Consider the following 26,826-nt stretch of genomic DNA (forward strand, 5'->3'; position numbering starts at 1 on the left):
CCGCTCCCTAGCGTCCGCTGTTCGGAGGCGTGCTTGAGGTGCCTTTGCTCAACGCATACACGGTGCCGATCGCTGCGCCCGCCGCGGCGATTGCGCCCAACTTGATCAGGAGCGCGCGCACCTGGCGCTGTTTAGCGGGGGCAATCGCGCTGCCTGCCGGACGCGACGCACTGCCACCGCTGGTCCGCACTCCCTCTGCTGCGGCCGCGCCCAGCGGCTCACGCCGTTGCTGTTGCTGCTGCGTGGTGGGTTGCTGTACCGGAGTTGTCGTCGGAGTGGGCTGCTGCTGAACCGTGGAGCTCGGAGCATCGGGGGGCGTCTGGGCAGGCACGGGCGTAAGCGGACCCTGCGAAGGATCAATGGTCGTCCCGCGGTTCGGTTGCTGCTGTGGAACCTGCTGCGCCGGAACGGTCTGTGGCTGCTGCGCATCTTGTGCCAGCGCCTGTGCCGCTTCTGGCGCACCGCACATTGCGAAAGCGACTACCGCAATCATCCAGCGAGTGAGAAACATTTTCGGAAACTTCATCGGGAACACTCCGGCCAAAACACTTGGGACTGCGCCTGCTACTTCGAGCCGCGCGCAATTTTCTGCGCGGATACTCCGTCGTAGGAAGACGATTGAGCGGCTATCGTTTTCGCATCCGGCATCGAGATGAGGCGCACGTCCGCTTCCCTGTCGTACCAGAAATTGCGTATGCGGTTCCGGGCGTACCGCAACAGTGTCGTGAAATTCGTCTCGTACCAGCAGGACTCGCGCATATGCGGTGACAAGCCACACATGATCCGGAAGCGGTTCTGCAACAAGTTGTGCGACGCCAGTAAGGCCGCTGCCATGCGGTGATTGCCTTCCAGGATCGTCATTGGACGTATTTCGTCGATGCCTATCAGCAGGATGCAACTGTTGTCCGAATCGACGCGCAATTGGTAACTGAGCGCCTGCACCTTCGAGATGAACTCGCGCGTCTTGCCGCTGAAGCGCTGCGAGCGGATCCGCTGAACAACGTCCGGCAACAGAAAACTCCCGTCCGCCACCTTGCGCCACTGCGCTCGCGGGAAGACCCGGATCTTCGACAGGTCTTCCGGTTCGATTTCTACATGCCACCACTGCGTGTCCGCCGGCAGTTCGCGCCACATGTGCCCGCGCCTGCGGAACAGCAGCGCCCGCCGTAGTGCATTTTCGGCAGCGTTGGTAATGTCTGCGTCCAGGACGAGGTGTTCGTATTTCTCGCGGTCGTTATGGAACTCGCCTTGGTAGAACTCGTTCCTCAGGAACTCGGAGATAACCTCCGGCTCGGTTACCCGGCGGATTATTTTCATGCTGCCGCCTCCAAGCCGATCTGCCGCTTACGGAAGAAGGGAATTGAGACTGCAATCAGCAGTACGACCATTAGCACCTGCTGAACCACTACGACCTCTCGAAGTGAGCCGTGGAAAAATGTGATACCGGCCATCACCAGGCCGCTAAACACCAACTGCAGCCACGCAGAGTTGGCGATCCTCCGGGACATCTCGTAGGCAATCAGCACAACGCTGAGAGCGTACCCGGCGGTTGAAGCCGCATACAGGCTCAGCAGTGAGTTCATCCCCTGCCCAACCGGTTCGAATCGCGCGCCAAACAAAACGCGCAGTATGAACTCCGGGAAGAACCCGAGCACGAGGATGAAGCCCAGGGAAATAACGGTGATAAATAGCAGTGGAATAATGAGGACCGTATGACTGCTCTCGGTTTTTGCTCCGGCTGAGATCGGGAACATGGCGCTAACGATAGACCACGAAGCGAAGTACAGCACGCGTCCGACCAGCGCGATGGCGGCATATACACCGGCTTCCTGCGGCGGGAAGAAGTGCTTCACCATCACAATATCGATGTTGTTGATAATTACCTGACCAACGAAGAACGTGATCGCCTGCATGCCTTCACGGAATGAAGCCGGGATGCCGGCCTTTGCCGGTCCTTCCAGCGCCGGTCCAACGCTCGGAACGAAGTACGCCAGGGCCACGGAGAGGGCTATGGCGGCCACTGCACCCAGCACTCCGTATCCAAGCAGCACCAGCAACACGGCCAAACTGAACTTTGTGACAGCCTCCAGGGCGAAGTTTCCGGCCAGCTTCGTAAACTGACACGTACCCTGCATAGCGCCGCGCTTCACCCCGAGCGGGATGTAAAACGCCATGCCGAATGCCAGGAGGGTGATGATGTGTCGAGACGGCAGTCGCAGGTATCCCGACAATAATCCACCGCTCAACGCTATTGCCGAGCCAAGTACCAACCCAACAATCCATGCACGCCGCCGCAGAGTTCTATACACGAAAGCCTTCGCCCCCGGCTCGCCGTTCCTTGCCACAAACTTCGCGCACACCATCTGGAATGAGAGCGTGATGGAAGAGACAAGCATGAGGAGCGTGACCGCGACAGCCGCGTGGCTGAACGACGCCGGACCCAGCATGCGCGCCACCGCGACGTTGTAGCCGAAGTTCAGCAGGCTCACGAAGGTCGAGCCTGTCAGCATCACTACGCTTCCGCTCAGCAGCTTTCGGTGGCCGGGCTGCGCCCGCAGCACTGCCACAGCGCCACGCCATCCTCGTGGCTTGTACCCGGACAGCACTGTCTCATTGATACTCATGCAGCCGCCTCAGAGTCTCCCTTCGTTTCTTTCCGCTGCTTCTTGTCCTTACGCGCACTCGTGTTTGGGAACGAAAGCGCCGAATCGAAGTGATGGCTTGGATAGAACTGGCGAACAGCGTTTGGAAGGAAACTGCTGAAACTGCGCACGGCGTCCGCCGCCGCTTCATAGATCTCGAACAGGCGATCGGTGCGCGTCAACTCCAGCACTACCGCCGCCTGTGGCGAGAGAGAGGAGAGCTTTAAATCTCCGTCGCGCTTTGCGGTCTCCGCCATGCAGTGCAGCAGAAGGTCAACGCCAGCGGCATCAATGTGCTTGACCTGGGATAGATCGAACACGATTTGCGGCCTATCCGATTCCAGAAACGGTTTCACTTCCTCCAGAACTGCGCGTGCATTTTTCATATTGAGCCGCTCAGGCATGCGCTTCACTACCACGGGCCTACTCGTTTCCATACCGCCTCACAGCCGCAAAGTTCGGGGAAAATCCATTGGAATCGGAAGCTTCCGCTTCGGGCAGAGACGCCGTACGCAGAGCAGTTGACGGGGTGCTAACCGCTTCCGGCAAATTTTCCGGAATCGTGCGTGCCGGAGTTTTAAATAATCCGGCGATGAAGGTTATGGGCAAGTAGAAAGCCAATCTGACCGCACTGGTTACAGTTCGTAACGGAGCACTGCCAGACGTGACACCAACCAGTTTCGGATCGCCAATCTGAACGTCGACTTTGCGGCGAAGGTTCGCGATCTGGCGAAATCCAACGACCGAATGGCTGACGTCGAGAGCTGCTCCCACTGAAGTGAATGGGAGTACGGTAGCGTTTTCAATGACGGTGCCGCAGTCCACCTCGGCGTGGTGCTCCAGAACGCTGCCCCGCGTTATTACCGACATGGCTCCTACGCGTGAACGCGCACCAATGAACGCCGGGGCCAGAACGCGAGCGCGCCGATGTACCCTGGCACCCTCGCCGGCCCAGACTCCTGGCTTGATCTCGGTGCCTTGAGGCCGAATAGACGCTGTTCCGGCGAAGGCATCCAGCGCAAGCCTGCGCAGGTCTGCCGCCGTCCGCAGGCGATTCACATAGCCTTGGACCCTGTACTCGTCACCTGGCACTCGAAACTGTCGCAGCTCGTGGCGGAAGAGGAATGCAGCGTCATTCCGCCGCAGAGCGCTGATGACAAAGCAATCCAGCGGTTCACCTTCCATGTCGCAGGCAGACGAAACTCGGCAGCCGCTGTCGACGTGCACCTGAATTAACTCTTCGTAATCAATCTCCGCGTATGGGCCAATTCGCACAACAACGACGGTTTCAGCTCCAGCCTGTGCTGCCTCGGCAAAAGCGTTTTCAGCCGCTCGCCAGAACTGCGGGCCAACTGCATGAACGAACTTCAAGTCTGGCCGCAATGCACCACGCGCCAGCGGCGCGGCAGAGTGCGGAACCTCGGTTACCACGGATGCACCCGTAATCCCGACACGCTCCAGGTGCCACAGCACGCGTTGCAACACAGGTTCGCCGAGCACATCGATCAGCGCGATCGGCACTTCCGCAATCCGCTCGGCTTCCAACTCAGCCGCACGCTCGGTCCGTCCGCCGATCAAAATGATTGCCTTTACATCCATGGAGCCCACCTCGGAGCAGCGGCGCGGAAGATTGCGGAACGCGCAGGAACCCAGGACGGAATGCGCCGGAAGCGCGATATCGGTTCCAGGGCCCGCGCACGTTTGTGCAGGTCGAAAGAGCGCAGGTACTGCCGTATGATCTGCGGCATGGTCATTCGCAGAGCGGCAGAGAAATTCTGTTCGGCCATCTCCCGCTGCAACTCAGGGGTGCGCAGCAGGTAGATCATCCGGTCCGCGAGAGCCTGAGGATCTCCTGTTTCGTAAAACAGGATCGCCAGGCCTTCGTCATCGGCCATCTCACGGAAGTCTTTGATGTCGGCGGAAAGGATTGGGACTCCGTATTCGCAAGCCAGGTGTGCAACTCCGCTTGACCCGGTTGCCGACGAGTAAGGCATTACCAGCACGGAAGCCGAACGGAACAGTTCCGGAATCTGATCTTCGTCAACATAGCCGGTGAACTTGATTTCCGAATTGTTCCTAAAGCGCGCCGCTACGGATTCGACGTAGCCAGGAGTTATAGGATGGTTCGATCCTGCGATCACCAGTGTTGCGTTCGGTATCTGCTCTCTAACTATGGCGAAGGCATCGAGCAGTTTTTCAAGGCGCTTATATGTGCCCCATTTCCCGAATGCCAGAATCCGGTGTTCTGGATTGCCCCGGCGGGAGTAGTCCGGCGCCTCAGGACGTGCCGACAGGATGCCGTGCGCGCGAAAATAAACATTGTCGCCCCGGTATCTTTCCATCAGCGTCCGCCGATAGGCTGGCAGCAGCACTGAAATCGAGTTCGACATCAACAACATGCGGGTTGCAACCGACCCCGCCATACGGTACACGTGGGGAAAGCTGACGCCTGCATCACTCAAATCGATATTGTCCATCAGGTGATGCAGCGTAACGTGCGTGTAGTAACCGGAAAGTCTCGTCAGCACCGGGATCGTCAGCCCGGAAAATGCGGCGAACGGGTTGTTGCCGAAGGTTGAAAACAGCAGGTTGAACCAGACGACGTCTGGCCGACAGTCGCGTATCGCACTCAGGAGTCGCAATGGATTCGTAAGGCTGTCAAAGGACCAGCAGCGCCGAACCTCAAACTCCTCAACATCGGCAGCGCTCCAAGTCCGCGCGTTCTCGTGCGATGGCTCGAGCTGAGCTGCCGGTAGCTCGTCAGCCAGTACTGTCAGGCTGAGCAGCGGATCGCGCTGAAGCTCTCGCGCTATGTGATACCCGTACTCGTTCAGCCCCCGTCTGCTTGGCGGAAACGCTGTGACCAGACAAATTTTCATTGGGCCCCTCTGGCCTTAAAACAGCGACAGGCGCACTACTGGACGAATAATCGCCTGATCGCGGCCAGTAAAATTCATAAAATTGGCGTTTTGAATCCCGAATGAGATCCGCAGCGGATACTCGACGGGAAGCTCGCCTGTTCCATCGTTGTAGTTACGACGAAAAGGTCGTACATAAGAGATGAGCAAACTGCTCTGCACGTTGTCATAGTCGTGGAAACCTTGTCCGCGAGAGAAAGCAAATGTTCCACTGACTGTCCACCGATTATTCGCACGGTATTCAAACTCGGCAGCAGGTCGCATTGCCTGCGCAATCCACGACTGGCCGGCTTGCGCTCTCCACGAACGGATGTATTCGCCTATCAAAGCGGCTTTCGATTTCGTCCCGAACTGCCGCTGCACTCCCACGGACGTCGTCGTAGAGAAAAACTCGCGGATCAGCGGATTGAATTGCAGGTCGCGAACTGCGTACGAGGTGATCAGACTCGTGCGTCCCCACGGACGCCCGACGATGAATTCCAATTTCGCTCCCAGTTCACGAGAACTGAGATTGCGCTCGGTGAATGGACCGGATTCGTGGAACGCGCTGCCCCGGACCGAAATCCAATTCCAGAACGAGTTTGTCGACATGTAAGCGAATTGCCTGAAGAGGTTCTGATTCAATTCGAAGGCAGATCGCTTGTCGCGCCGCCATGTGTATTGCAACCCGGTGTTGAACGCCACCACGTTGCGCCCGAACCGCAGCACCGGGTTCAGCGCGCCGTTTGCCGAGTAGTCATACAGGTCGCGGTTCAGGATCAGGGCTTCGCTCGGAATTGAAACCTCGCCTCGCGCGTTCCGCACCTGCACGAATCCGCTAATGGTAGGCACGCCGTCCTGGTGGACTTTGAAGGTGTTGGTCCAGCGCGACTCAAGCGATGACCTCGGCGTGGGCAGCGTATTTGCGTCAGCATGAAAGAGTTGCCGGTCGAGGTTATAGATCGTCGCATCCTCGAAGATGCCATTCATCGTGAAGTCCGTGCCGACGCTTACCTTGCGCGTCAACCGGAGGCCTTCTTCGCCTGCCACTTCCTGTAGCTGCCTCTCCGCAATCTCATCCTGTCCGGAGAGCATGTTGGCGCGCGCGAACATGGACAAGGCACGCAGGCTGTCGCGACGCTGCCGGTGAACGGTCGCCATCGCCAGCGTGTAGTCATAATTTTCGGCGTAGTCATCCGGATTGCCGAGGCTCGCCAACTGAGCTTGCGCGTTCAGCGGATCGCCCTGCGCAAGGTAGGCGTTTGCCATCCCAATTGCTACCACCTGGTCGGCCGCCCCAGCGTTCCTCGCAGTCTCAAAGTACTTTGCTGCCAGATCGAAGTCGTTCATGGCGAGGAACAGATTCGCCGCTTCGACAAGGTTATCTGCCGTTACCGGCGCCGCCTCGCCGATGCGAGATTCCGCAAATCCCAGGCTCACTTGCTGGCGCGCATCTTCGAACTCACGGTCGCGCACGAAAACCTTTGCGATCGCAAGGCGCGCGTCTACGCGGTTGCTGTCCGGTGCTTGCAGCGCACGCGCAAAGCGCTCCATCGCTCCTTCGCGATCACCCAGAACCAGCAACGCATCACCGGTGTTCAGGTAAATTGCCGCCTGCTCCGGTGCCGCGCGCTCTGCCGTGGCCACGTACTGCAAGGTTTCCTGACGGTGCTTCAACTGCGCGTGTGCATGTGCCATCTGCGCGTAGATCATCGGATCGTCCGGCATGTAACGCAGAGCATCTATCAGTGTCGTTAACGACTGTCCGTAGCGGCGCAGGTGATACTGCGTATCAGCCAGTGCCAGGTAGAGTTTCGCGTCATCGGGAGCGAACTTCAGCGCGGTCTGATATTCTTTCTCGGCGCGTTCCAGCAATCGCTGTTGCCGGAATGCCGTTGCTCGCGCCAGGTGCGTCGCGCCGCTCTCGCCTAATAATCTTTCTGCCGTGTCCACTTCATCGAGCGCCGTACGACCCCGTCGCAGTTGCAGATTCGAGAACGCCAACCCAAGGTGTGCGACACCGTTGTTCGGGCTCAGCTTGAGCGCGCTTTGGAAATCGGAGACCGCCTGCTCGGCATTCTGCATATCGTTCAGCGAATACCCGCGGTTGATGTAAGCGTCGGTCATGCGTGGGTCGTGCTCGATAGCACGCGTGTAATCGTCCACTGCCTGGTACAGCAACTGCGATTGCTTGTGAACGTGGCCCGTCAACAAAGGGAAATTTGCTTCACGCGGCAGCACGTTCTCGTATCGCTGCGAAAGCGCCAGCACATCGTCGTAGCGGCCCAGGTTGTAGAGCGCGTAGGCCAGGTACACCGAAGCGTTACGATCCTTCGGCAACTTCTCCAGCACCCGTTCGCCGATCTGTGCCGATTCCAGGAATTTCCCCTGGTGGAAGAACACGCGCTCCTGCTCGCGCATCACGCGCGGATCGTCCTTCATCTTGCCGTTTGCGCGCGATACCCATTCCGCCGCCAGCGGAATCTGCCGCGCTTCTATGGCCGCATTTGCGGCATTCGCTACGATGACCGAATTCGCCGGAGCCAGTTTGTGCGCCTTCTGGTAGCTGCCGTCGGCACGCGCAAAATCACGTGTTGACGTGTACAGGTCGCCCAGCGCCAGGTAGGCCACATAGTCCGTTGGATACGCGGCGGCCAGTTTGTTGAAGTAGTACTCCGCGCCCTTGTTGTCGCCCTCATCGCGTGAGAGATACCCCAACGCTTCCAATGCAAAGCGGTTGTTCCGGTCGTTGTCGAGGATGGATGTGTACAGCTTTCGCGCTTCGTCCCTGCGCTTGGCGCGCCACAGCAGGTTGGCGTATTGCAGGATGATGTTGGTGTTCGCCGGATCGAGCTTCCGCGCCTCTTGCAAATCCGCTTCTGCGCCCTTAATGTCGCCGGCATTCGACCGGACCGAGGCACGCACTCGCAGGAACTCCGCCCGCGCTGTGCCTTCCACGTTCAGCTTATTGATGTCCTGCTCCGCCAGCGCAATCTGCCGTTGGGCGTTTGCGTCGTCCCCCTGCTCGCGATACAACTCGCTCAAATTCAGTCGCAGCGAGATCGGGTACATCTGACCTTCCGGTGCTCCGCCTTGAGGCAATCGGCTGAGTGCCTGGTTGTATTCGCGAATGGCATCCAGCGGACGGTTTTCGATTTTTGCAAGCGCCGCCTGGAGGGCATGAAGACGGTAATGGGTCGAGTCCAGGGCTGCCGCCTTGCTGACGAAGGCGCGTGCCTTGTCCAGCGAGCCTACCCGCATCTGTGCCTGCGCCGCACTGAGCTGCAGCCCTATCTGTGTTGGCGCCGAATTCGCTGCTTTGCTGTAGGTGTTAGCCGCTTCCTGCTTATCGCGATTCAGTTCGTAGCTGTAACCGAGGTCTGCCAGCAGCTCAGGCGTCTGTCGGGGCGCGCTCTTCAATGTGGTAATGGCGGACTTGTAATCGTGTTCCTCGCGGTAGTAGTTCGCCACAGCACGGAAAACAGCAGGATTCTTGGCATCGCGCCGCTTCGCCGATTCCAGGAACTGCTTCGCCTTGGCAGGCTGCTTCAGTTTCAAGTAGCCCACGGCCAACATCAACTCCACGTGCGAAGAGGGCTTCAGCGCCTCTGCCCGCGACAGCAGGTTGATCCCGCCCTGCACATCACCCGATTTCATGAACAACTCACCCGCGATCAGCAGATCGTTCTGGCGCTTCGGATTCGCTTTGATGACCTGCATCAGCAGGCGCTTTGCTTCCTCCGTGCGCCCCATCCTGCCGTATGTCTGCGCCAGCCCCGAGAGGCCCTCCGGTGAACTCCCCTCTTTCGCGAGTCCTTGCCGGTAGGCATCAACGGACTGCCCATAGCGGCCCGCCAGTCGCGACGTATATCCCAGCAGGAACCAGAGCTTCGCGTTGTTCGGAGCCTGCTTTACCGCACGTTCGGCAAACGTCGCAGCCTGACTGGGATTACCGCGGCGCAACGCATCTTCGGCAGCGCGCGCCATGCGGCCGACTTCAATACTGCTTCCCCACCCTATTCCAGTCTCCACCGGCGCAGGTGTTCTCGCACCCGCTGTGCTCTTCTTCGCGTTCGGCGAAGCTGCCTTTGCGGGTTCCTTCGATTGCGCGCCGCCGATTTCAAAGGTTTGCCCCGTAACCTGTGGCGCAAGCCCAAGCAGCAGCAAGGAACTAAAAGTTACGTACGATACAAGTCTTTTCACAGGACCACTCAGGTACTGGCGGTACGGCGGGACAGCACTCGCAAGCTGTTTTCCAACTGCTCGGATGCGAATCCAGCGCAAACGGCTGTGTCGGAACTCTGAGCGAAATCAACTCTGCACGAATTCGGCACGCAAGTGCTAACAGTGACCCTCGCCCTGCACCCGGTGTACCGCAAACTGGTAGAACGCTTGTGCCACAAAGGAAACCTAAGCGCCTCGACAGGAATCAAAACTGCTCCTGACGTGAAGCTGCGGAGGATTACCTTTGATTGCGAAGTCCCCTTTATCTGCTTCCACCCGTGCTATTCCGCTTACGGCGATTTTGTTGCTGGCAGTCGCAATTCATGGCCCGCTCCTGCTGATGCAGTTGCCGGCCAATTCTTACGATGCGAACACGCACATCTTTTTCGCTTCGCACTACGCCCAGCACTGGTTCAGCCCTTGGAATGAGAAGTGGTACGGCGGATTTGCCCAGACGACATATCCGCCGCTTACGCATCAGTGGATCGCCTTGTTCTCGCACCTGATCGGCCTCAACTTGGCCTATATGCTCGTGCAGCTACTCGTGATCTTGTTGCTGCCGGTTGGCATGTATCGCTACGCGCGGCTCTGGGTGAGTGAAAGACAGGCTGGGTTTGCAGCGCTGGGCAGCGTCTTTCTCGGTTCGCTGGCAATTCTGGTTTACCAGTCCGGACAGTTGCCAACAACAGCGGCCGCGGCGCTGACGTTGAATTCGTTGCCATTCTTTTATTCGTGGTGTCGTACCGGACGCGCAACCGCGCTGTTGAAAGGGGTGGCGATCGCAATGGCCGCCGCCGCGGCGCACCACGTCACCATGTTGTTCGGCACTGTGTTGTTCGCTATTCCTGTGTTGTGGCTCGCCTTCATCGATCGCAAAGCGCACGGTGAACAACAAGCATCCCGCGTTGGAGTCCTTTCGCGCGCGGCCATCTTCGCTGTGCTGACCCTCGCCGCGGTTCTGGTTGTGTTATTGCCTTACTGGATCGCGCTCAAGCAGAATCCCATCACGCAGATGCCCATTCCGCATGGCAGCCGCGATAACTATCTGCTCAGCCTGCGCAGCGGATTGAATTTCTGGGTCATCCCGATGGGGGCGTTGATCCTGGCGATTCCATTCATCCTGATCCGCGGATCGGCGGAGCGTCGCCTGCGTCCGTTGCTCTTCGGCTGGTACATCACCTTGCTTCTTGGACTCGGCGGAACCACGCCGGTTGCACGGGCGCTGCTCGGGCGCGCCTTCGACGTACTTACGTTCGAGCGCTTCACGTTCTGGGCGACGCTGATGGCAATGCCCTTCGTCGGCATCATCGCCGCGCAACTTATCGATCGCTTCGCGCGAAAAGCCATGGTGGGACTGAGCATCGCTGCCGTAGCGACATTCGCAATGGCCCTTTCATGGACTGTGTTCAACCCTATCAACCAGGGACAATTCAGCGTTGATCAAGTCATCGCATTCCTCAACAACGCTGATCACTCCAAGTTTCGCTATATCACTCTTGGGTTCAGCAACAAGTTCGCGAGAGTGTCCACTTACGCCGACGCCGGAAGCGTTGATGGCGACTACAACTCCGCCCGTTTGCTGCCCGAGTTGACAGCGTACGGCGCAGGACAGCTTTACAACTCCAAGTACTTTGGCGCATCCGGCATGGAAGCCCTTCGCTCCGTGCTCAAGCACGCCGACCAGTACGGTCTGCGTTACGTTTTTGTGCGCGATCGTTTCTACGAACCGCTGCTCGCCTTCGCCGGATGGCGACAGGCTGAAAGTTACGACAACGGAAACGTCACGCTCTGGACCAAGGACGACGTGCCGCCCGCCCGCAAGATTGAATTCGGAGCGCTCATGCCGCCCGCGTGGCACGGGCTTCTCTGGGGCATTCTCCCCATGGCCAGCAGCATCTTCTCGATCTTTGCCGTGCTGCTTCTTCCTGATCGCCGCCGCGCCGGAGAGGCGGTTCCGTTCCCGTCTGCCGCCGAAGAGCCGGTCGTTCTGCGGGAGGCAAAGTAAATGAAAAGAATCCTTCCAATCGTACTCGTCGTCATCGCCGTCGTGCTGATCGCCGCCGCCACCATTCGACCCAGCAATCTCGCTCCAGCGACCACGCCAGAACGCGCCGTTCAACAACTCCTGCTTCACGCCAGGAGCGGCGACTGGAGCGGCGCTTACGCCTACGTCGCCCAGGCCAGCAACACCGATCAGCAGTCGTTCTATCGCGATCTCAATGGACGCGACGGCAGCCTGCGCACGTATTCCTCCTTGCAGAAAGCAGATACCAAAGTGCTCAAGGAGACTGGAGACGAAGCGCTGGTGCGCGCCACCTTGCAGTGGTCCACAGCTGTTGGCGCTATTTACGACAGCCGCGATTTAAAGGTCGTACGTGAAGGCAATAGCTGGCGTGTGATGTGGCCGGTCGCGAAAACGCCCAAGGTTCCGCCGCAGGTCATCCCCGTAAACTACCTGCGTTGGGACGTTATAACGCGAGGCTCAGATGACGACTGGGGGTCGCAGAACGTCGAGGCTCCCCGTGTTCGCATCGTCTCAATGAACGCCATCGAGCGCGACGGCAACACCATTATCCTTGGCGAAATCGTGAATGAAGACACGGTTCCCGGATTCGTCAGCGTCGGGGCCACGCTCATCGCAAAGGACGGCAACATTCTCGGCCAGGAGTCCAGTTTCGACAAGATTTCGCACACGCTGCTGCCGAAAGAAGTCTCACCGTTTCGCATAGACTTCATCGGCGTGAAACTTGGGAAAGTGAAGAGTGTCCGCATGCAGCCCAACGCGCTGCTTATAGGCGCTTCGGCTGACCCGGTCATCGGAGTGCTGCATCAGCGCCTCGACAAAGACGAACGAGGCAAGAGTGTTCTAAAAGGCGAACTCGTCAACCAGAGCGGACAAGTCGTCAACATCCCGCACGTGCTTGCCACGTTCTACGACAACTCCGGCAAGGTCATCTGGGTCTCGGACGCCTACGTTGACCAGGCATTGCAGCCGCAGACTCCTACGCCGTTCGCTGTTGATCTGCGAGAAGACGTAATGCCTAACGTACAGAACTATCGCGTTACCGTGAACCAGTACAGCAGCGATAGGGCGTCGTTATGAGAAGACTCCTGGCATTCGCAATGCTGGCAGCAGTCTGCTTGTTTGCCGCGTCGGTCGCGCGCGCGCAGGATGTTCAGGTTCCCTCCCGAGTCGTTGCCGGAACACCCGCGTCCATTCCTATCAGCGGCAGCGGAGAAGCCACTGCGTACCTCTTCGCCCCCAGCCACGTTGCCAAGCGCAAGGTGCAACTCGGCCAGCCAATTCAGTTATCGGCAGAAGACGTTAGCGGCGCAGGACGGTACGTGCTGATCGTTAAAGGGGGCGGAGCTGATCACGCGGTTTCGTTCTTCGTAACGCCCGGCAAGGTAGATAGCATCGCATTTCTCGCTCGACCTTCACGGGTTCCCGCCGCGCGCCCCGGTGTCATCAGTGGCAGCGCGTATTTGTTCGACGCTTATCAAAACCTCGTCCTGGAACCGGCCGCGGTGAGCTTCGATCTCACCGTCGCCGGAGCTCCGCCCGTCAGTCGCAGAGAGATGAGCAAGTACGGCATCGCATGGACGCGTACCGACTCAGGGCGAAAGGAAGGCGCGGCGCAGTTCGTTGCCTCCGTCGCCGGCGCAAGCGTTCGCCGGATCGTTCAGCAGGTCGCGTCTGATCCGTGCACCATACGCATGCGCGCGCAGCGAGGAAACAACGGCAACATCATCGTCGACACCGATCCTATTCGCGACTGCGCCGGAAACGCCGTGCCCGACGGAACCATCGTCACGTTTACCTCTGTCGATGCCAAAGGCAAGAGCACCGTTGATTCGCGCATCAAGCGGGGCAGTGCTCGCGCAGAACTTCCGGCTTCGGACAACGCGCTCATCTCCGTCGCTGCCGGAGTCATTGTTGGAAACGAAATTCGCTGGCGAGGTGCACGATGACGGTTCGAGGTTTTTACGTGCTGATGCCCCTTCGCCCAGTAGCTCTGATTGCGCTTGCGTTGCTGTTGGCCTTCGCCCTCGCCTCACTTCCACCCTGGTTGATGGCCGCCGACAATCCGGCTGCCGTGAAGGCCACCATAGATTCATCGAGGGCTACCCCGCGCCAGGTAGAGGAGGCCACGGAGCAGGCGGTCCTCCGGGATTATTCCCGCGCCTGGCAGTTGCTCGCGCAAGCCATGTCGGAGAATCGCGCCGATGTCCTCAACGCAGCCTTCGTCGGCATCGCCCGTGACAAGTTCACGCAGGCCGTCAACGAACAAAAAGCGGAAGGCCTTAGCCGGCGCTACGTCGATCGCGGACATAAGGTGGATGTCGCTTTCTATTCTGTGGAAGGATCCGCCATCCAGCTTCGTGACACCTTTCAGCTTGAAATCCAGTGGCTCGATGGCGACAAGGTCGTCCATAGCGAACAGGCCACGCTGCACTGCCTGGCTCTGCTCACGCCAACCGAGAATAGCTGGAAGGTTCGGGTACTGGAGAGCGTCCCAGGTTTCTAAGCCTTCTACATGAATGAGAACGGAAACGTTCAAAGAACGGCCCCAAAGCTGCGTGTCAAAACTGCTCTTCGGACGTCTAACCCTCCGAGGCGATAAAATAACCGTGATTCCAACACAGGCGCTTGCGCATCAAAAAACTAGAACAACGGCTGGTCTCCTTAACATGGCATCTAAAAAGCGTCTTTTCGTCTTGTTGCTCCTTGCGGCTTCTATACCGGGCTTTGCGCAAACTCAAAAGAATGCAACCCCAGCGGCACCGACCGTTGACCCCGGCATGAGACCGCCGACGGAGCCAGCGACTCCCACGAGCCCGAACTCGCAGAAGGTTGAGAGTGGTTCCGAGCCGAAGGCGCCCGAGCCAGTGAAGACCGACCGCAAGGTGCCGAACCGCGCCTCGGCGTACTACCACTACACCCTCGCGCACATGTACGAGGAGATGCTGAGCACCTACGGCCGAAGCGAGTACGCCAACAAAGCTATCGAGGAATACCGCCTGGCCATCGAGAACGATCCGTCGTCCGAGTACCTGAATGCCGGGCTCGCCGAACTCTACGTTCGTACCGGACGCATTCGCGATGCCGTTCTCGAAGCGCAGGAAATTCTTAAGCGCGATCCCGACAACGTAGAAGCCCACAAGCTGCTTGGCCGCATCTACCTGCGCTCTCTGGGCGACATGCAGGCTGGCACGCAGTCGCAGAACATCCTTAAGCTCGCCATCGAACAGTACGAGGCAATTGTCAAAATCGACCCGAAGAGTGTCGAGGATCATCTCCTGCTTGGCCGCCTCTACCGTCTTAACAACGAACTGGCCAAAGCCGAGAGCGAATTCAAGACAGCCGTAGCCTTGCAGCCCAATTCCGAAGAAGCGGTCTCCACGCTCGCTTACCTGTACAACGAGGAAGGCGATTCCGCACGCGCCCAGGCCATTCTCGAGTCCATCCCGGAGAGCGAGCGCACCGCCAAGGTGTATGCCGGGCTCGGATACACCTACGAGCAGAAGAAGGATTACAAGCACGCCATCGAGGCCTACAAAAAGGCTGTCGAACTGGACAAGGACAACCTCGACTCGCTTCGCGGTCTTGCGCAGAACCTCATGAACGACGGTCAGGTCGAGGCCGCTCTGGAGCAGTACAACCTCATTGCCGAAGCCGATCCGCAGGACGCGCAAACCTACATGCGCATTGCCGAGATCCATCGCCGGGACGGCAAGTTCGATCTCGCGTTCGATGCGCTCAAACGCGCCCAGGCCATCGTGCCAGACTCGCTGGAAGTGCCTTACAACCTGGCCGTTATTTCGGAAGCCATGGGCAAATACGACGAAGCTGCACAGACCCTGCAGCAACTGCTCCAGCGCAGCGAAAAGCCTGACGGCAGTTACACGCCCGGCGAGCGCAACAACCGCTCAGTCTTCCTCGAGCGCCTCGGCACTATTTATCGCGAGATCAACAAGACGCAGCTCGCCGTGGATACTTTCCGCAAGATGATCTCGCTCGGAGATGATAACGCCTCGCGCGCGTACCAGCAGCTCATTGAAACGTATCGCGATGCCAAGCAGTGGCCGCAAGCCACGGCAGCAGCGCAGGAAGCTGTCGATAAGCTACCCAACGATCGCGGCCTTCGCATCATGCTTGCTTCTCAACTCGCCGACCAGGGCCAGGCGGATTCCGCCATCGCACAGGTCCGCAGCATGATCAAAGGGACTCCGGAAGATCGCGAGACCTGGATCGCCCTCGCGCAAATGTACAGCCGCCTGCGCCGCTGGCCGGATGCCGAACAAGCAATCGCCAAAGCCGATGAACTCTCCAGCCGCCAGGAAGAGAAGGAATACGTATCCTTCGTCGCCGGTTCCATCTATGAGCGGCAGAAAAAATACGACCAGGCTGAAGCCTCTTTCCGCCGCGTACTGGCCGCCGATCCTCGCAACGCCACCGCGTTGAACTATCTCGGATACATGCTCGCCGACCGGGGCACGCGTCTCGAAGAAGCGCTCGGATACATCCGCAAGGCCGTACAACTCGATCCGCAGAACGGCGCGTATCTCGACTCGCTCGGCTGGGCCTATTACAAGATCGGGAACTACGAGCTAGCGGAAGAGAACCTGCGCAAAGCCATCGAGCGCATGGACAACGATCCGACCGTACACGATCACGTTGCCGACCTCTATCTCAAAACGGGCCGGTTGAAACTCGCCGTGAATCACTGGGAGCGCGCTCTGCAAGAATGGAACAAAACGGTCTCCGCCGAAGTTGACCAGCAGGACGTAGCCAAGGTCCAGAAGAAACTCGAAGGCGCCCGAATTCGGTTGGCAAAGCAGAAGTAAGAGGTCGCGAGTCGTGGGTCGAGGGTCGCGAGTCGTAACTCGGGAGTCGGGTTCGAGTGTCGCTACCTGTAGGTGTCGACCCACTTCAGAGAGACATGCTCAACCCTTGAATTGTGCTTTTGAGCTTTCGTGCCTCGCGCCTCAGTTCCTCGGCGTTAACTTCGCAGTCGCAACTTTCGCGACCCGCGACTCATGACCGCTCTTGCATTACAATGCCCCCATGCTCGCCGACTACGCCGTCCAAGTTCAGCACTCCCGAGGACGTCGCTTCCACGAGTCCGCGCATCCGTATCGCAATGACTTCCAGCGCGACCGCGACCGCATCATTCACGCGCGCGCCTTCCGCCGCCTGGAAAACAAGACGCAGGTTTTCACCCGCCGCTTGTCAGACCACTTTCGCACTCGCCTGACCCACACTATCGAAGTTGCGCAAATCTCTCGAACTATCGCCGCCGCACTCTCGCTCAACGTTGACCTCGTCGAAACGCTTGCGCTCGCGCACGACATCGGACATCCGCCGTTCGGACACGCCGGCGAGAAGGCTCTCGACGCCGCCATGCGCGAGCACGGTGAATCGTTCGATCACAACCTGCACGCCCTCCGCATAGTCGAGCAGTTCGAGCATCGCTACATAGATTTCCCGGGCCTCAATCTCACTTTCGAGGTGCGCGAAGGCATCATCAAGCATTCGCACGATTACGACGTTGATGCTCATCCCGAACTCGCCGAATATCTTCTCAATCAGCGTCCGCCACTCGAAGCGCAACTAATCGACCTCACTGACGAAATCGCCTATAACACAGCCGACCTGGACGATGGCTTCGAAGCGAAGCTCCTCTCGCTGGACGAGATTCGGCAGCGCGTTCGCATCTTTGAACGCTACTTCCCTGAAGTCGCCGCTAGCCATCCCGATGCGCCCGCCAAGCTGCAATTCAACGAAGCGTTGAAACGCATGATGAACCGCTTAGTCGGCGACCTCATCGAGAACACCGCGCGCAACGTAAAGGCCTCCGGCACTTGCACCCTCGAAGACGTGCGGAATTTTCCCAAGCGCCTCGCCGCCTTCAGCCCGGAAGTTGAGGACGAGCGCCGCGAGGCGAAGGCGTTTCTTTACGATCGTCTCTACTTCAGCACCGCGCTTAAACCGGAGAAGCAAACGGCCGATCGTGTGGTGAGCGAGCTTTTCTCTCACTGGATGTCACACCCTGACCAACTTCCGCCCAGCTACCAGCGCCAAGCCGAAGGCGAAACTCTCGCCCGCGTCATCTGCGATTACATCGCCGGCATGACGGACAACTACGTCCAGGATCAACACCGCAGACTGATCCCGAGAAGAATCGCCCGGGGTTGATTTCGCCACAGAACCTTGGTGCACACGACGAGTTCTTCGTTGAGCCCCACCACAGCTCTCAAGTCCAGCTAGTTACTTTCCTGTAACTTCTTCAATCGGACGAATTTACTCACCCATCCCCTTTCTACTCACCTGCCCTGTGTCGCCTCAAAAATGTGCGTCTGAAAACAAAGAAGTTACAGCCGGGAACATGCCAAGTTGGTTTGGCACGTTACCTGTAATAGCAAATGCGTAGGCATCAACTTCACCGATGCAGAGCTGGGCAGGGTGCGACCACCTCGAATTGCTGGAGGCGCTCCGCCCATGAACCAACTCACGGTACGACCTGAAGACGTGCCGACGAATTTCGAGGTTTTAGGCTCGACAAATTTGGCCGGGGAAGTTCCCCAGGGCTCCCCTATTCCGGAGGAATCGCAATGAAGAATCGCTTTCTACTCGCGCTGCCCTTAGCCGCAACCCTGATGGTTCCGGCTATAGCGCAAACTTCGTCAAGCTCGCAGAGCACAGAACCCCAGCAGCCCGCGGCAACTTCCACGCAGACCGGCGCCAGCTCGCAGAGCACCGGAATGCAGCAGAGCGACACTTCGCAGGTCCGGTCAGATCAGGCCCAGGCCGATGCCAACCTCGCCGCACACCAGCCTCTTCAGCAGGACACGCGCCAGGGATTCTGGGGCAAGCTGAATCCGTTTGCGCGCAAGAAGTATGTTTCGCGCCAGCTTAGTCCGATCCGTAACCGTGTCAACGAACTCGATGAGTTGACTTCCAAGAACTCGCAGATGGTGCGGGACGTTGATAGCCGCGCGCAGGAGGGCATCCGCATGGCTTCCGCCAAGGCGAATGAAGCCGACCAGCACGCTATCGAGGCCGGCAATCGTGCCCAGACGGCTCACCAGACCGCCGAGCAGGCCAACACGCGCCTCACGACCGTCGCTAACGTCGTAGGCAACATCGACCAGTACCAGCCTGCGACCCAGACCGAAATCCGCTTCCGTAGCGGACAGACGCTCCTGAGCCAGAAGGCGAAAGCTGCGCTCGACGAAATGGCCGCCAGCTTGAAGGACCAGAAAGGCTACGTCGTAGAAGTTCAAGGCTTTTCGCCCGGACGTGGCTCGGCTGCCATTCAGACCTCGCAGAATATGGCCGACGCCGTCGTTCGCTACCTGGTGCTTGAGCACCAGATCCCGGTTTACCGTATCTTCGTTCTCGGCATGGGCAACGCCCCTGTTAAGGACGCCGAGGGCAAGGCGACTCGGGTTCGCGCCGGTCGCGTGGAAGTCACACTGCTGAAGAATAACCTCGATCAACTCGCTTCTGCCACGGGAACTTCGTCCGATATGGGCATGCAAACCTCGACTGGCAGCGCGGCGCAAGGAACCGCTACGCAGACTCAGGGTGGCGTCACCGGTTCCACTACGCAGCCTTCATCCACGCAGGGGCAGTCGACAGGCACCGTAGCAGCGCCGACGCAACAGGAACCGCCGAAGATGGACAACAACCCTCGGTAGCTAACGATATGGTGAATGGCGCGGTTCAGGGAAGCGCGCCTAACGCGAAGGCCTCTCGTCAGGAGAGGCCTTCGTTTTGCCGCGAAACTGGTGGCCGCCGCGAGGAGGACGCGTGAGTTGCAGGTGCGAGTCGTGGCTGTGAGCGAAAATTCAGGCAAGTAGCTCATCGCGAGTGTTTCTCCAACGAGCTCTGCTTTCGCGAAATTGCATGCGCCGACCTGGACTAAACTACGCCTCACCAGGGAGGATGGCATGAAGCTCCTGACGAAGTTCAACCTCATCTTTGTCCTGCTGTTCGGGACGGGACTGTTTGTCATCTCCCGAATCGCGTACCAGTTCCTGATTGAAAACGCGCGCTCACAAGTCCTGAAGCAGGCCGAGTTGATGATGGCGAGCGCCCGTTCAACGCGCGATTACACATCCGAGGAAATCAAGCCGCTGTTGGTCACCAACCAGGCGCACACCAGGAGGTTTCTGCCGCAAACTGTGCCTGCTTATGCGGCAACGACAATCTTCAGTCGTTTGCGCAAGAATTATCCGGAGTACGTTTACAAGGAAGCGTCGCTGAATCCCACGAATCTGCGAAATCGCGCAGTGGATTGGGAAGCCGACGTCGTTGGATTTTTTAGAAACAATCCTGATAAGAAGGAATTTGTCGGCGAGCGCGAAGCACCGACCGGACGCGTCTTGTACCTGGCGCGGCCGATCACGGTAGCTCAGAGTTGCCTGGAGTGTCACAACACGCCCGAACTCGCACCTCGCGCGCTGATCAAAGCCTATGGCAGCGGGAATGGATTTGGCTGGAGAGAGAATGAGGTTATCGCGGCGCAAGTCGTCACCGTACCGATGGCAGTTCCGGTACAAATCGCCGATCAAGCTTTCCGCAAACTGATGGCCTATCTCATTGGCATTTTCATCATCACGCTGCTTGTCATCGATGCGGCGCTGGTGGTGACCGTCATACGTCCAGTGCGGCGCTTGGCGCAAACGGCGGACCGCATCAGTAAAGGTGAACTGGATTTGCCGGAACTGCCCGTCAAAGGCAACGATGAGATTGCGCAGGTAACCGCCTCATTCAACCGTATGTACGTGAGCCTTGTGAAGGCGTTCGGGATGTTGAACCAGTAACGATGGTGTAGCGAGAAAGCGGGTGCGTCAGCGATTGCTACCTCACATAGCGGCGCTTTGCGGCAAGAAACTTCTCGCGGTCCTTAGCTGAATCGATTTCCTGCGCGACGGCGGCAAAAAGATCATGAACGGTGCTACAGTCTTTTGCCACGCGCCGGACGATGATCTTCGCAATCGGCCCGATGTAGGACGCAAGTTCTCTTCCGACTTCATCCACTACGGCGGGGTGCTCTGAAAGCAAAACGCCGACCTGCTGTGGGTCGTGCAGGTCGCTCTTACGGCGGGATGGTGTGTGATGTCCGCCGCTTCCCCCCGACGGACGTTTCGACGGACTCACAACAGTCACCATCGAATCCATGGTGGTGGCGTACTCGGACTGCACGACGTTCAGGTCCGAGAGCAACTCCTCGGCGCTCTGGTAGCGAGCGTTGGGATTCTTGGCCAACGCTTTCATCACCGTTCGCGACAGATCGGCTGGTACGTGCGGGTCGATTTCGCCAGGCGGAGCGGGCGTGTGGTTGAGGTGCCCGGTCATAATCGCGTATTGATTCGGTCCATCGACTGGCAGCTTACCTGTGACCACCTCATACAAAGTGACGCCGACAGAGTAAATGTCCGAACGCGCATCGACTTCAGATCCGCCAATCTGTTCAGGAGACATGTAGTGGAACGATCCCACCACATTGCCCGAAACCGTCAGCCGTGCGTCGCGGCCGCTGACCGCGATACCGAAGTCTACGACCTTCACTATGTTGTCCACGCCGATGACGATGTTGGACGGCTTGATATCGCGATGTACCACACCGTGCTTATGCGCATAGGCCAACGCGGATAATACCTGGGACACGTAGAAGAGGCCTTCCGTGATGGTGATACCAGGGGGCCGCAACTTAGCGCAGAGCGTGGTCCCTTCTGCATACTCCATCACCATCGCGAGACGCTCGCCTGAGCGGAATGCGGTATGCAGCGCGGCGATGTTCGGATGTTGCAGGCGCGCCAGCACACGTATTTCACGCGCGAAACGCTCGCCGATCTCGTGGCTGCTATCACCCTCGAGCAGTAGCTTCAAAGCCTCGACGCGTTGAGAAATGACGTGCTGGACTTTGTACACGTCACCCATGCCACCCGCACCGAGGTGGGCAATGACCTGGTAATCGCCGATGACTTCACCGACTGCGAGTCCCATAGAAAGCCGTGTGGTCGAGCGAAGATGTTGAAATGTCTTGAGCGCTTGCTGGAATTGAGCCTGGCTCGGCGCAAGTCACCGAACTCGGCACGCTGTTCACCGATTCTAGTCCGAACACGAGCAGCCATTCTCGAAATCTGCGCACTCGCCGGCGATCGCAACTTCCATTTTTTAGAATGTGTACGTGTAGCGAACAGTTGCGCTGCGGCCGGGAGCATCCACGCCCCAACTGATACCGCGGTAGATGCGATCGCCTATGTTCTCGAACTCGGCGACGAGTGACTGCCGCTCGCCAATGTGGTATCCGCCCCGCAGGTTGATGGTCATGTAACCGGGGAGATGGTCGTATAGAGGAGCCTGCGCAGCTGTGCCAAGAACACGCGTTTGGATTTGCGCCAGGGTCTCACCCGTCGCAATCAACTGATCGTCGGCGTTACCCAGAACACCATCCGTTCCCGGCGACACGAAGCCGCGGACCGTAGCTCCGCGCCGGAAGAAGTTCTGGATGCTGCTCCGGGAGCGTGTTGCGCCCGTGCGACGGTCTTCTATATCCAGGGTGGACAGACGCTCCTGCCGCAATGCTGCGTGAACATAGGGCTCAATCCACCAATGCCCTCTCTTGTGTGTATAGCGAAGTTTTAAATAACCGTCCGGTGCCGGAGTCCCGCCTTCAAAATTCGGAGCTTGGCCTGTGCGTTTGTCGGCCGCATGGATGTAGGTAAGAACCGTTCCCAGTTGCCAGTTGGAACGGAGGCGAAGCTCTCCTCGATGTTCCAGTCCCCAAATCCGCGCATCATCCCAATTGGCGCGTACAAGCACTGGAGTCGAACTGGCGGCCACGAAAACCGTTCCGGTCGGATCCTGCGAGGTGATCGGCACGCCCCCAAGCGTAAGCCCAACGGAGCTCGCCGGGAGGATCAGGGCCTGTTTTGTGATGCTGTCATTGATGTCGTTGATGAAGCCGGAGACATTGACGCTGAACAGCTTAGTTTTTGCACGCACGCCGACTTCGTAATTCTGGCTCGTTTCCGGCTTGAGTTGCGCAACCGGCAGCCCTGAACTGGTTGCCGTTCGCAATGCCGAGTCTCCAACCATCGCGCCCAGTCCTGCGATCTCCGGCGCAGCAACCTCGAATCCGGAGCCCGTTAGTCCAAGCGTTCCCAGGTCCGTGATGTGCGGCGCACGAAAGCCGCGGCTGGCATTTGCGAAAAAGGCGAGCGGCTCAATGGGCGAGAACACGGCGCCCACGCGGTAGGTCCAAGCACCCACCCGCAAGGAATCATCTGGCCACAGCGGCTTGCCGCCAACAAGCGGGCTGTCACTCTGCCGCGAACGGTAGGAAGCAACGCTGTAACGTGCAGCACCCGCCAGCGTAATCTTGCGGAAAGGCGAGTAGACGTCCTGAAGGTAGATGCCTCCGCTACGGTAGGCTGCGCGATCTGGAACGCGGCCACGGCGAACGGTCGCGATGCCGCTCACTGTATCCAGCGCGTACGATGACGCGCGTATCGCCTCCTGATAATACTCCGCGCCAAGAACCACGTCGTTCTTGAACATCATCTTGTCCAGCAATCCCTGCACGCCATGAACATGCGTGCGCTCCGGCTCATGAGTAATCGCTGCCACAGGATTCCCATTTCCGCCCTGGTTCACGCGCTCTTCGCGCTGCGCGTTATACGAGTACGTCAGGCTTGCACGATCCACCGGACCTAACTTGTACTTGTCCATCCGTACATAGAACAGATCGGACATCAGGTTCCGCAGGTCTGCGATCAGGTTTCCGTCGCCCCCGAGTGTCTGGTCGTAGCGCCTGCCGCCATCCTGCTGCGCCCGGCTGTAGCTGGCCGTAATATGGGTGTGAACAGCAGGAGTCCACATCGCTTTGAAACTTCCGCCGTACTGAGTAGAGGCAGTGTCGGGCAGTCGCGAGCCTATAAAGAGATCGGACGGCAAGCCGAAAAATCGCGCGAAGGCCGAATGAGAGTCCACGCCCCCGCCGGTGCGAAGCCTGTTCGCGCGGAATCCATCGAGGTTCAACACAGAGCCGAAGTTCTTGCTGCTATAGAGGAGTTGCAGGTTTGAGCCGTAACTCGCGTCGGCAGTCGTGCCGATCGCGCTGTACTTACCGCTGAACAATCGCTCATCGCTCACTAGCGGCGCTACGCCGATCAACTGCACCGTCCCGCCAATCGCGTCACTTCCATACTGCGCGCTCGATGCGCCACGGATGATCTCGATCGCATCGAGGCCGCTCGCCTGGTTCAAATTGAAGAACGTGTTGATGCCGCCGCGCTGTGCCGAAGTCGAGTACCGTACGCCATCAACGTATACGTTCACACGGTTCCCAGTGAGGCCCCTCACAAACACGCCCGAGATGGTTGGACTCGTGCGTTGCAGGGTAACTCCCTCTTCCTCCTGGGCGGCCTGTGCCGTAACCGCCTTCACTCGAATAGCAAGTTCGGCGCCATTGATGACGTTCACCTGCTGCGTGGCCGTGTGCGTTTCCTCCACGACACCGCGCTCGGCAGTCACCGTAAGCTCTTCGGGAGTAGCCGCGAAATCAAGATCTACAGTGATTAAGTTCGAACGAGAAGCGCTTACTTGTACTGCAACGCGCCGCTCCGAAAGAGAAGTCGCCTGTACGCGGATGATGTAGCTGCCCGGACGAACTGAGGGGAATGTGAAGCTGCCGTCTGCGTTCGTGCGGGTGGTTGCAATGACGGACTGTGGCGGCGTAATCAGCGAAACCAGAGCGTCGGCTATCGCAACTCGACCTCTGGCCGTGACCTTGCCTGCCAGCTCAATCGCCGGCGCGGGCGCGGTAGCTGAAGTGAAAGCGCCGGAACTGAAGATACAAAGAACGAGGAGAACCACCCCGCCGCAACGCCGCATAATCCCTCCAGAGTACCCGGATTATAAGCTGCGGACAGGCTGGAGGGACAACGCCGGAATCCGCTCGCCACGGGAAACACAATGCGCGAGAATCGAGCGATGCCAACGCTCTACTGCACTCGAATGTCTTCGCCGGTAGGAACGCTAGTCCTCGCCGTAGCCGAACGGGGCCTTGTGCGTCTTGAGTTCGAGCGCAGCAGCGTTGCCTCGAGCATCGCACGCGAACAGATTGTCGAGAGCGCCGAGCGCACGCAACCGTTTGTTCGAGAGCTGGAGGAATACTTTGCCGGAATGCGCCGCGAGTTTACCTTCCCGCTCGATCTACGCGGCACCGACTTCCAGCTCAAGTGCTGGAATGCCCTGCTGACGATTCCTTATGGCGCAGTGCGCAGCTACGCGCAGATCGCGCAACAGGTCGGATGTGCAAAGGGATTCCGCGCCGTCGGTATGGCGAACCACGACAACCCCATTGCCATCGTCGTGCCCTGTCATCGCGTGCTCGCCAGCGACGGCACGCTCGGCGGATACGCCGCTGGACTCGATGCCAAGCGTTGGCTACTCGAACTGGAAGGGGTGCGCGTGGATTTTGCCTCGTTGCGATTGCCGTTCGCCGCCGCCGCAAGCGAGTGAGTTTGCATGTTCTGAATAGACAGCGATTGCATCTGAGGGACAACCGCTGCTAGCGCTGGCCTATTTCGCTTTTGCGATTTCTTCTGCCGTCTGTATCTGATGAACGGCGACAAAGTTTGTCGGATAGCGACCGGTGTAGCAACCGGTGCAGTATTGGGTTTCGCCGCCCTCGGCACAGGCTTCCCGAAGCCCTTCGAGCGAGAGAAAGGCGAGCGAGTCGGCGCCAATGTACTCGCGAATCTCATCAACGGTCTTGTTGGCGGCGATGAGGTGACGGCGCTCGGGTGTGTCAACGCCGTAGTAGCAAGGGCCAATGGTCGGAGGGCATGAGATGCGTACATGCACTTCGACGGCTCCGGCGTCCCGGATCATGCGGACGATCTTGCGACTGGTGGTGCCACGGACAATGGAGTCGTCCACGAGCACGATGCTCTTGCCTTCGAGCACGCTGCGCACTGGGTTGAGCTTGAGCTTGACGCCAAAGTCCCGCACGCGCTGTTCGGGTTCGATGAAAGTGCGACCGACGTAGTGGTTCCGAATAAGACCGAAGGCGAACGGAATCCCGCTCTCGTGCGAAAAGCCCATTGCTGCGGTGACGCCCGAATCTGGCACAGGCACGACGATGTCGGCCACGACTGGCGATTCAGCGGCAAGACGGCGGCCCATCAGTTCGCGACTCTCCTGCACTGCGCGGCCAAACACGACGCTGTCCGGACGCGAGAAATACACGTGCTCGAAGATGCAACTCGAGTGCGGCATTGAAGAGGACGCGTAGAAGCGTGAGTAAACGCCTTCTGGTCCGACGACGACCAACTCGCCGGGTTTAACTTCGCGTTCGTAGATGGCGCCGAGAAGATCGAAGGCGCAGGTTTCTGAGGCAAAGACGATCGTGTCCTTCTGTCCAGCGCCCGTTGCCGGAATGCGGCCCATCACAAGCGGGCGGAAACCACGCGAGTCCCGCGCGGCAAAGATGTGGTCAGGCGTGATGAGAACGACTGAGAACGCACCCTCCACGCGACGTAGCGAATCGGCAATGGCCTCCGGCAACTCGTGCTCGCGCGACTGCGCGATGAGGTGCAGGATGATCTCGGAATCGCTGGTCGTCTGGAATATGCTTCCCTGCTTTTCAAATCGCTGACGAATCTGGGCGGCATTCACCAAATTGCCGTTGTGGGCGAGAGCGATACGTCCCTTGTTGCACTCAACGCGGATAGGCTGGGCATTCAGAAGTGCGGAGTCGCCGGTCGTGGAGTAGCGGGTGTGTCCGATGGCAAGGCGGCCGGGAACGCGCTTGAGCGTTTCCTCGTTGAAGATATCGGCAACAAGGCCCATGGCTTTGTAAACGTGCACGAGTTCACCGTCGGACGAGGCGACGCCGGCCGATTCCTGACCGCGATGCTGTAGCGCATGAAGGCCGAGATAGGCCAGCTTAGAGGCCTCAGCATGGCCGTAGATGGCCACAACGCCACATTCCTCATGCAACTTGTCGAGAACTAAAAACATGCACCCACCCTGTTACCCC

Annotated in this window: 19 protein-coding genes; 9 read left to right on the forward strand and 10 right to left on the reverse strand. The window is 58.8% G+C overall.

What is annotated here, in order from left to right; all coding sequences use genetic code 11:
• Positions 1-7: 7 nt before the first annotated feature.
• From VN622_11390 to VN622_11420, 7 genes are read right to left on the reverse strand one after another with little or no spacing between them, the layout of a single operon-like run.
• Complete coding sequence (locus VN622_11390; protein ID HWR36462.1) at positions 8-526, reverse strand: hypothetical protein; 519 nt, start codon at positions 524-526, stop codon at positions 8-10.
• A gap of 38 nt (positions 527-564) precedes the next feature.
• Positions 565-1,317, reverse strand: coding sequence for a hypothetical protein (locus tag VN622_11395; GenBank protein ID HWR36463.1), 753 nt, complete (start codon positions 1,315-1,317; stop codon positions 565-567).
• A complete protein-coding gene (locus VN622_11400) occupies positions 1,314-2,624 on the reverse strand; it encodes an oligosaccharide flippase family protein (protein ID HWR36464.1) in 1,311 nt (436 codons plus the stop codon). Before VN622_11400 ends, VN622_11395 begins: the two co-directional genes overlap by 4 nt.
• Positions 2,621-3,079 (reverse strand): STAS domain-containing protein, encoded by a 459-nt coding sequence (locus VN622_11405; protein ID HWR36465.1) that lies wholly within the window; start codon positions 3,077-3,079, stop codon positions 2,621-2,623. Before VN622_11405 ends, VN622_11400 begins: the two co-directional genes overlap by 4 nt.
• On the reverse strand, positions 3,066-4,241 hold the full coding sequence (locus VN622_11410) for a hypothetical protein (GenBank protein HWR36466.1): 1,176 nt from the start codon (positions 4,239-4,241) through the stop codon (positions 3,066-3,068). Before VN622_11410 ends, VN622_11405 begins: the two co-directional genes overlap by 14 nt.
• On the reverse strand, positions 4,232-5,521 hold the full coding sequence (locus VN622_11415; protein HWR36467.1) for a glycosyltransferase: 1,290 nt from the start codon (positions 5,519-5,521) through the stop codon (positions 4,232-4,234). Before VN622_11415 ends, VN622_11410 begins: the two co-directional genes overlap by 10 nt.
• Positions 5,522-5,536: 15 nt before the next feature.
• Positions 5,537-9,742, reverse strand: coding sequence for a tetratricopeptide repeat protein (locus tag VN622_11420; GenBank protein HWR36468.1), 4,206 nt, complete (start codon positions 9,740-9,742; stop codon positions 5,537-5,539).
• Positions 9,743-10,007: 265 nt separating this feature from the next.
• Between VN622_11420 and VN622_11425 the strand changes: the two genes are divergently transcribed.
• The 8 genes from VN622_11425 to VN622_11460 all read left to right on the forward strand — a co-directional run bounded on the left by VN622_11425 (position 10,008) and on the right by VN622_11460 (position 20,596).
• On the forward strand, positions 10,008-11,768 hold the full coding sequence (locus VN622_11425) for a hypothetical protein (protein HWR36469.1): 1,761 nt from the start codon (positions 10,008-10,010) through the stop codon (positions 11,766-11,768).
• The gene (locus tag VN622_11430) at positions 11,769-12,866 is read left to right on the forward strand and encodes a hypothetical protein (protein ID HWR36470.1); all 1,098 of its coding nucleotides are present in this window, start codon (positions 11,769-11,771) and stop codon (positions 12,864-12,866) included. It begins immediately after the preceding gene.
• Complete coding sequence (locus tag VN622_11435; GenBank protein HWR36471.1) at positions 12,863-13,735, forward strand: hypothetical protein; 873 nt, start codon at positions 12,863-12,865, stop codon at positions 13,733-13,735. Before VN622_11430 ends, VN622_11435 begins: the two co-directional genes overlap by 4 nt.
• Entirely contained in the window at positions 13,732-14,292 is a 561-nt protein-coding gene (locus VN622_11440; GenBank protein HWR36472.1) for a hypothetical protein, read from the forward strand. The genes VN622_11435 and VN622_11440 overlap by 4 nt, the downstream gene beginning before the upstream one ends.
• A gap of 163 nt (positions 14,293-14,455) precedes the next feature.
• Entirely contained in the window at positions 14,456-16,612 is a 2,157-nt protein-coding gene (locus VN622_11445) for a tetratricopeptide repeat protein (protein HWR36473.1), read from the forward strand.
• Positions 16,613-16,832: 220 nt separating this feature from the next.
• Positions 16,833-17,963 (forward strand): deoxyguanosinetriphosphate triphosphohydrolase, encoded by a 1,131-nt coding sequence (locus VN622_11450; GenBank protein ID HWR36474.1) that lies wholly within the window; start codon positions 16,833-16,835, stop codon positions 17,961-17,963.
• A gap of 416 nt (positions 17,964-18,379) precedes the next feature.
• The gene (locus VN622_11455) at positions 18,380-19,468 is read left to right on the forward strand and encodes an OmpA family protein (GenBank protein ID HWR36475.1); all 1,089 of its coding nucleotides are present in this window, start codon (positions 18,380-18,382) and stop codon (positions 19,466-19,468) included.
• A gap of 252 nt (positions 19,469-19,720) precedes the next feature.
• A complete protein-coding gene (locus tag VN622_11460; GenBank protein HWR36476.1) occupies positions 19,721-20,596 on the forward strand; it encodes a DUF3365 domain-containing protein in 876 nt (291 codons plus the stop codon).
• 37 nt (positions 20,597-20,633) lie between these two features.
• On the opposite strand, the gene VN622_11465 is transcribed toward VN622_11460, so the two are convergent.
• Together VN622_11465 and VN622_11470 are read right to left on the reverse strand one after the other, a co-directional pair.
• Complete coding sequence (locus tag VN622_11465) at positions 20,634-21,782, reverse strand: serine/threonine-protein kinase (GenBank protein ID HWR36477.1); 1,149 nt, start codon at positions 21,780-21,782, stop codon at positions 20,634-20,636.
• Positions 21,783-21,953: 171 nt separating this feature from the next.
• Positions 21,954-24,674 carry a TonB-dependent receptor gene (locus VN622_11470; protein ID HWR36478.1) on the reverse strand — a complete coding sequence of 907 codons (2,721 nt, stop codon included), beginning with the start codon at positions 24,672-24,674 and terminating at the stop codon, positions 21,954-21,956.
• Between the two features lie 81 nt (positions 24,675-24,755).
• Here VN622_11470 and VN622_11475 point away from each other — a divergent pair, with 81 nt between their 5' ends.
• A complete protein-coding gene (locus VN622_11475; protein HWR36479.1) occupies positions 24,756-25,304 on the forward strand; it encodes a methylated-DNA--[protein]-cysteine S-methyltransferase in 549 nt (182 codons plus the stop codon).
• Positions 25,305-25,364: 60 nt separating this feature from the next.
• Here the strand turns inward: VN622_11475 and purF are convergent, their stop codons facing one another.
• The gene (gene purF, locus VN622_11480; GenBank protein ID HWR36480.1) at positions 25,365-26,807 is read right to left on the reverse strand and encodes an amidophosphoribosyltransferase; all 1,443 of its coding nucleotides are present in this window, start codon (positions 26,805-26,807) and stop codon (positions 25,365-25,367) included.
• Between the last annotated feature and the right edge of the window lie 19 nt (positions 26,808-26,826).

The organism is Clostridia bacterium (assembly GCA_035561135.1).
GTDB lineage: Bacteria > Acidobacteriota > Terriglobia > Terriglobales > Acidobacteriaceae > DATMYA01.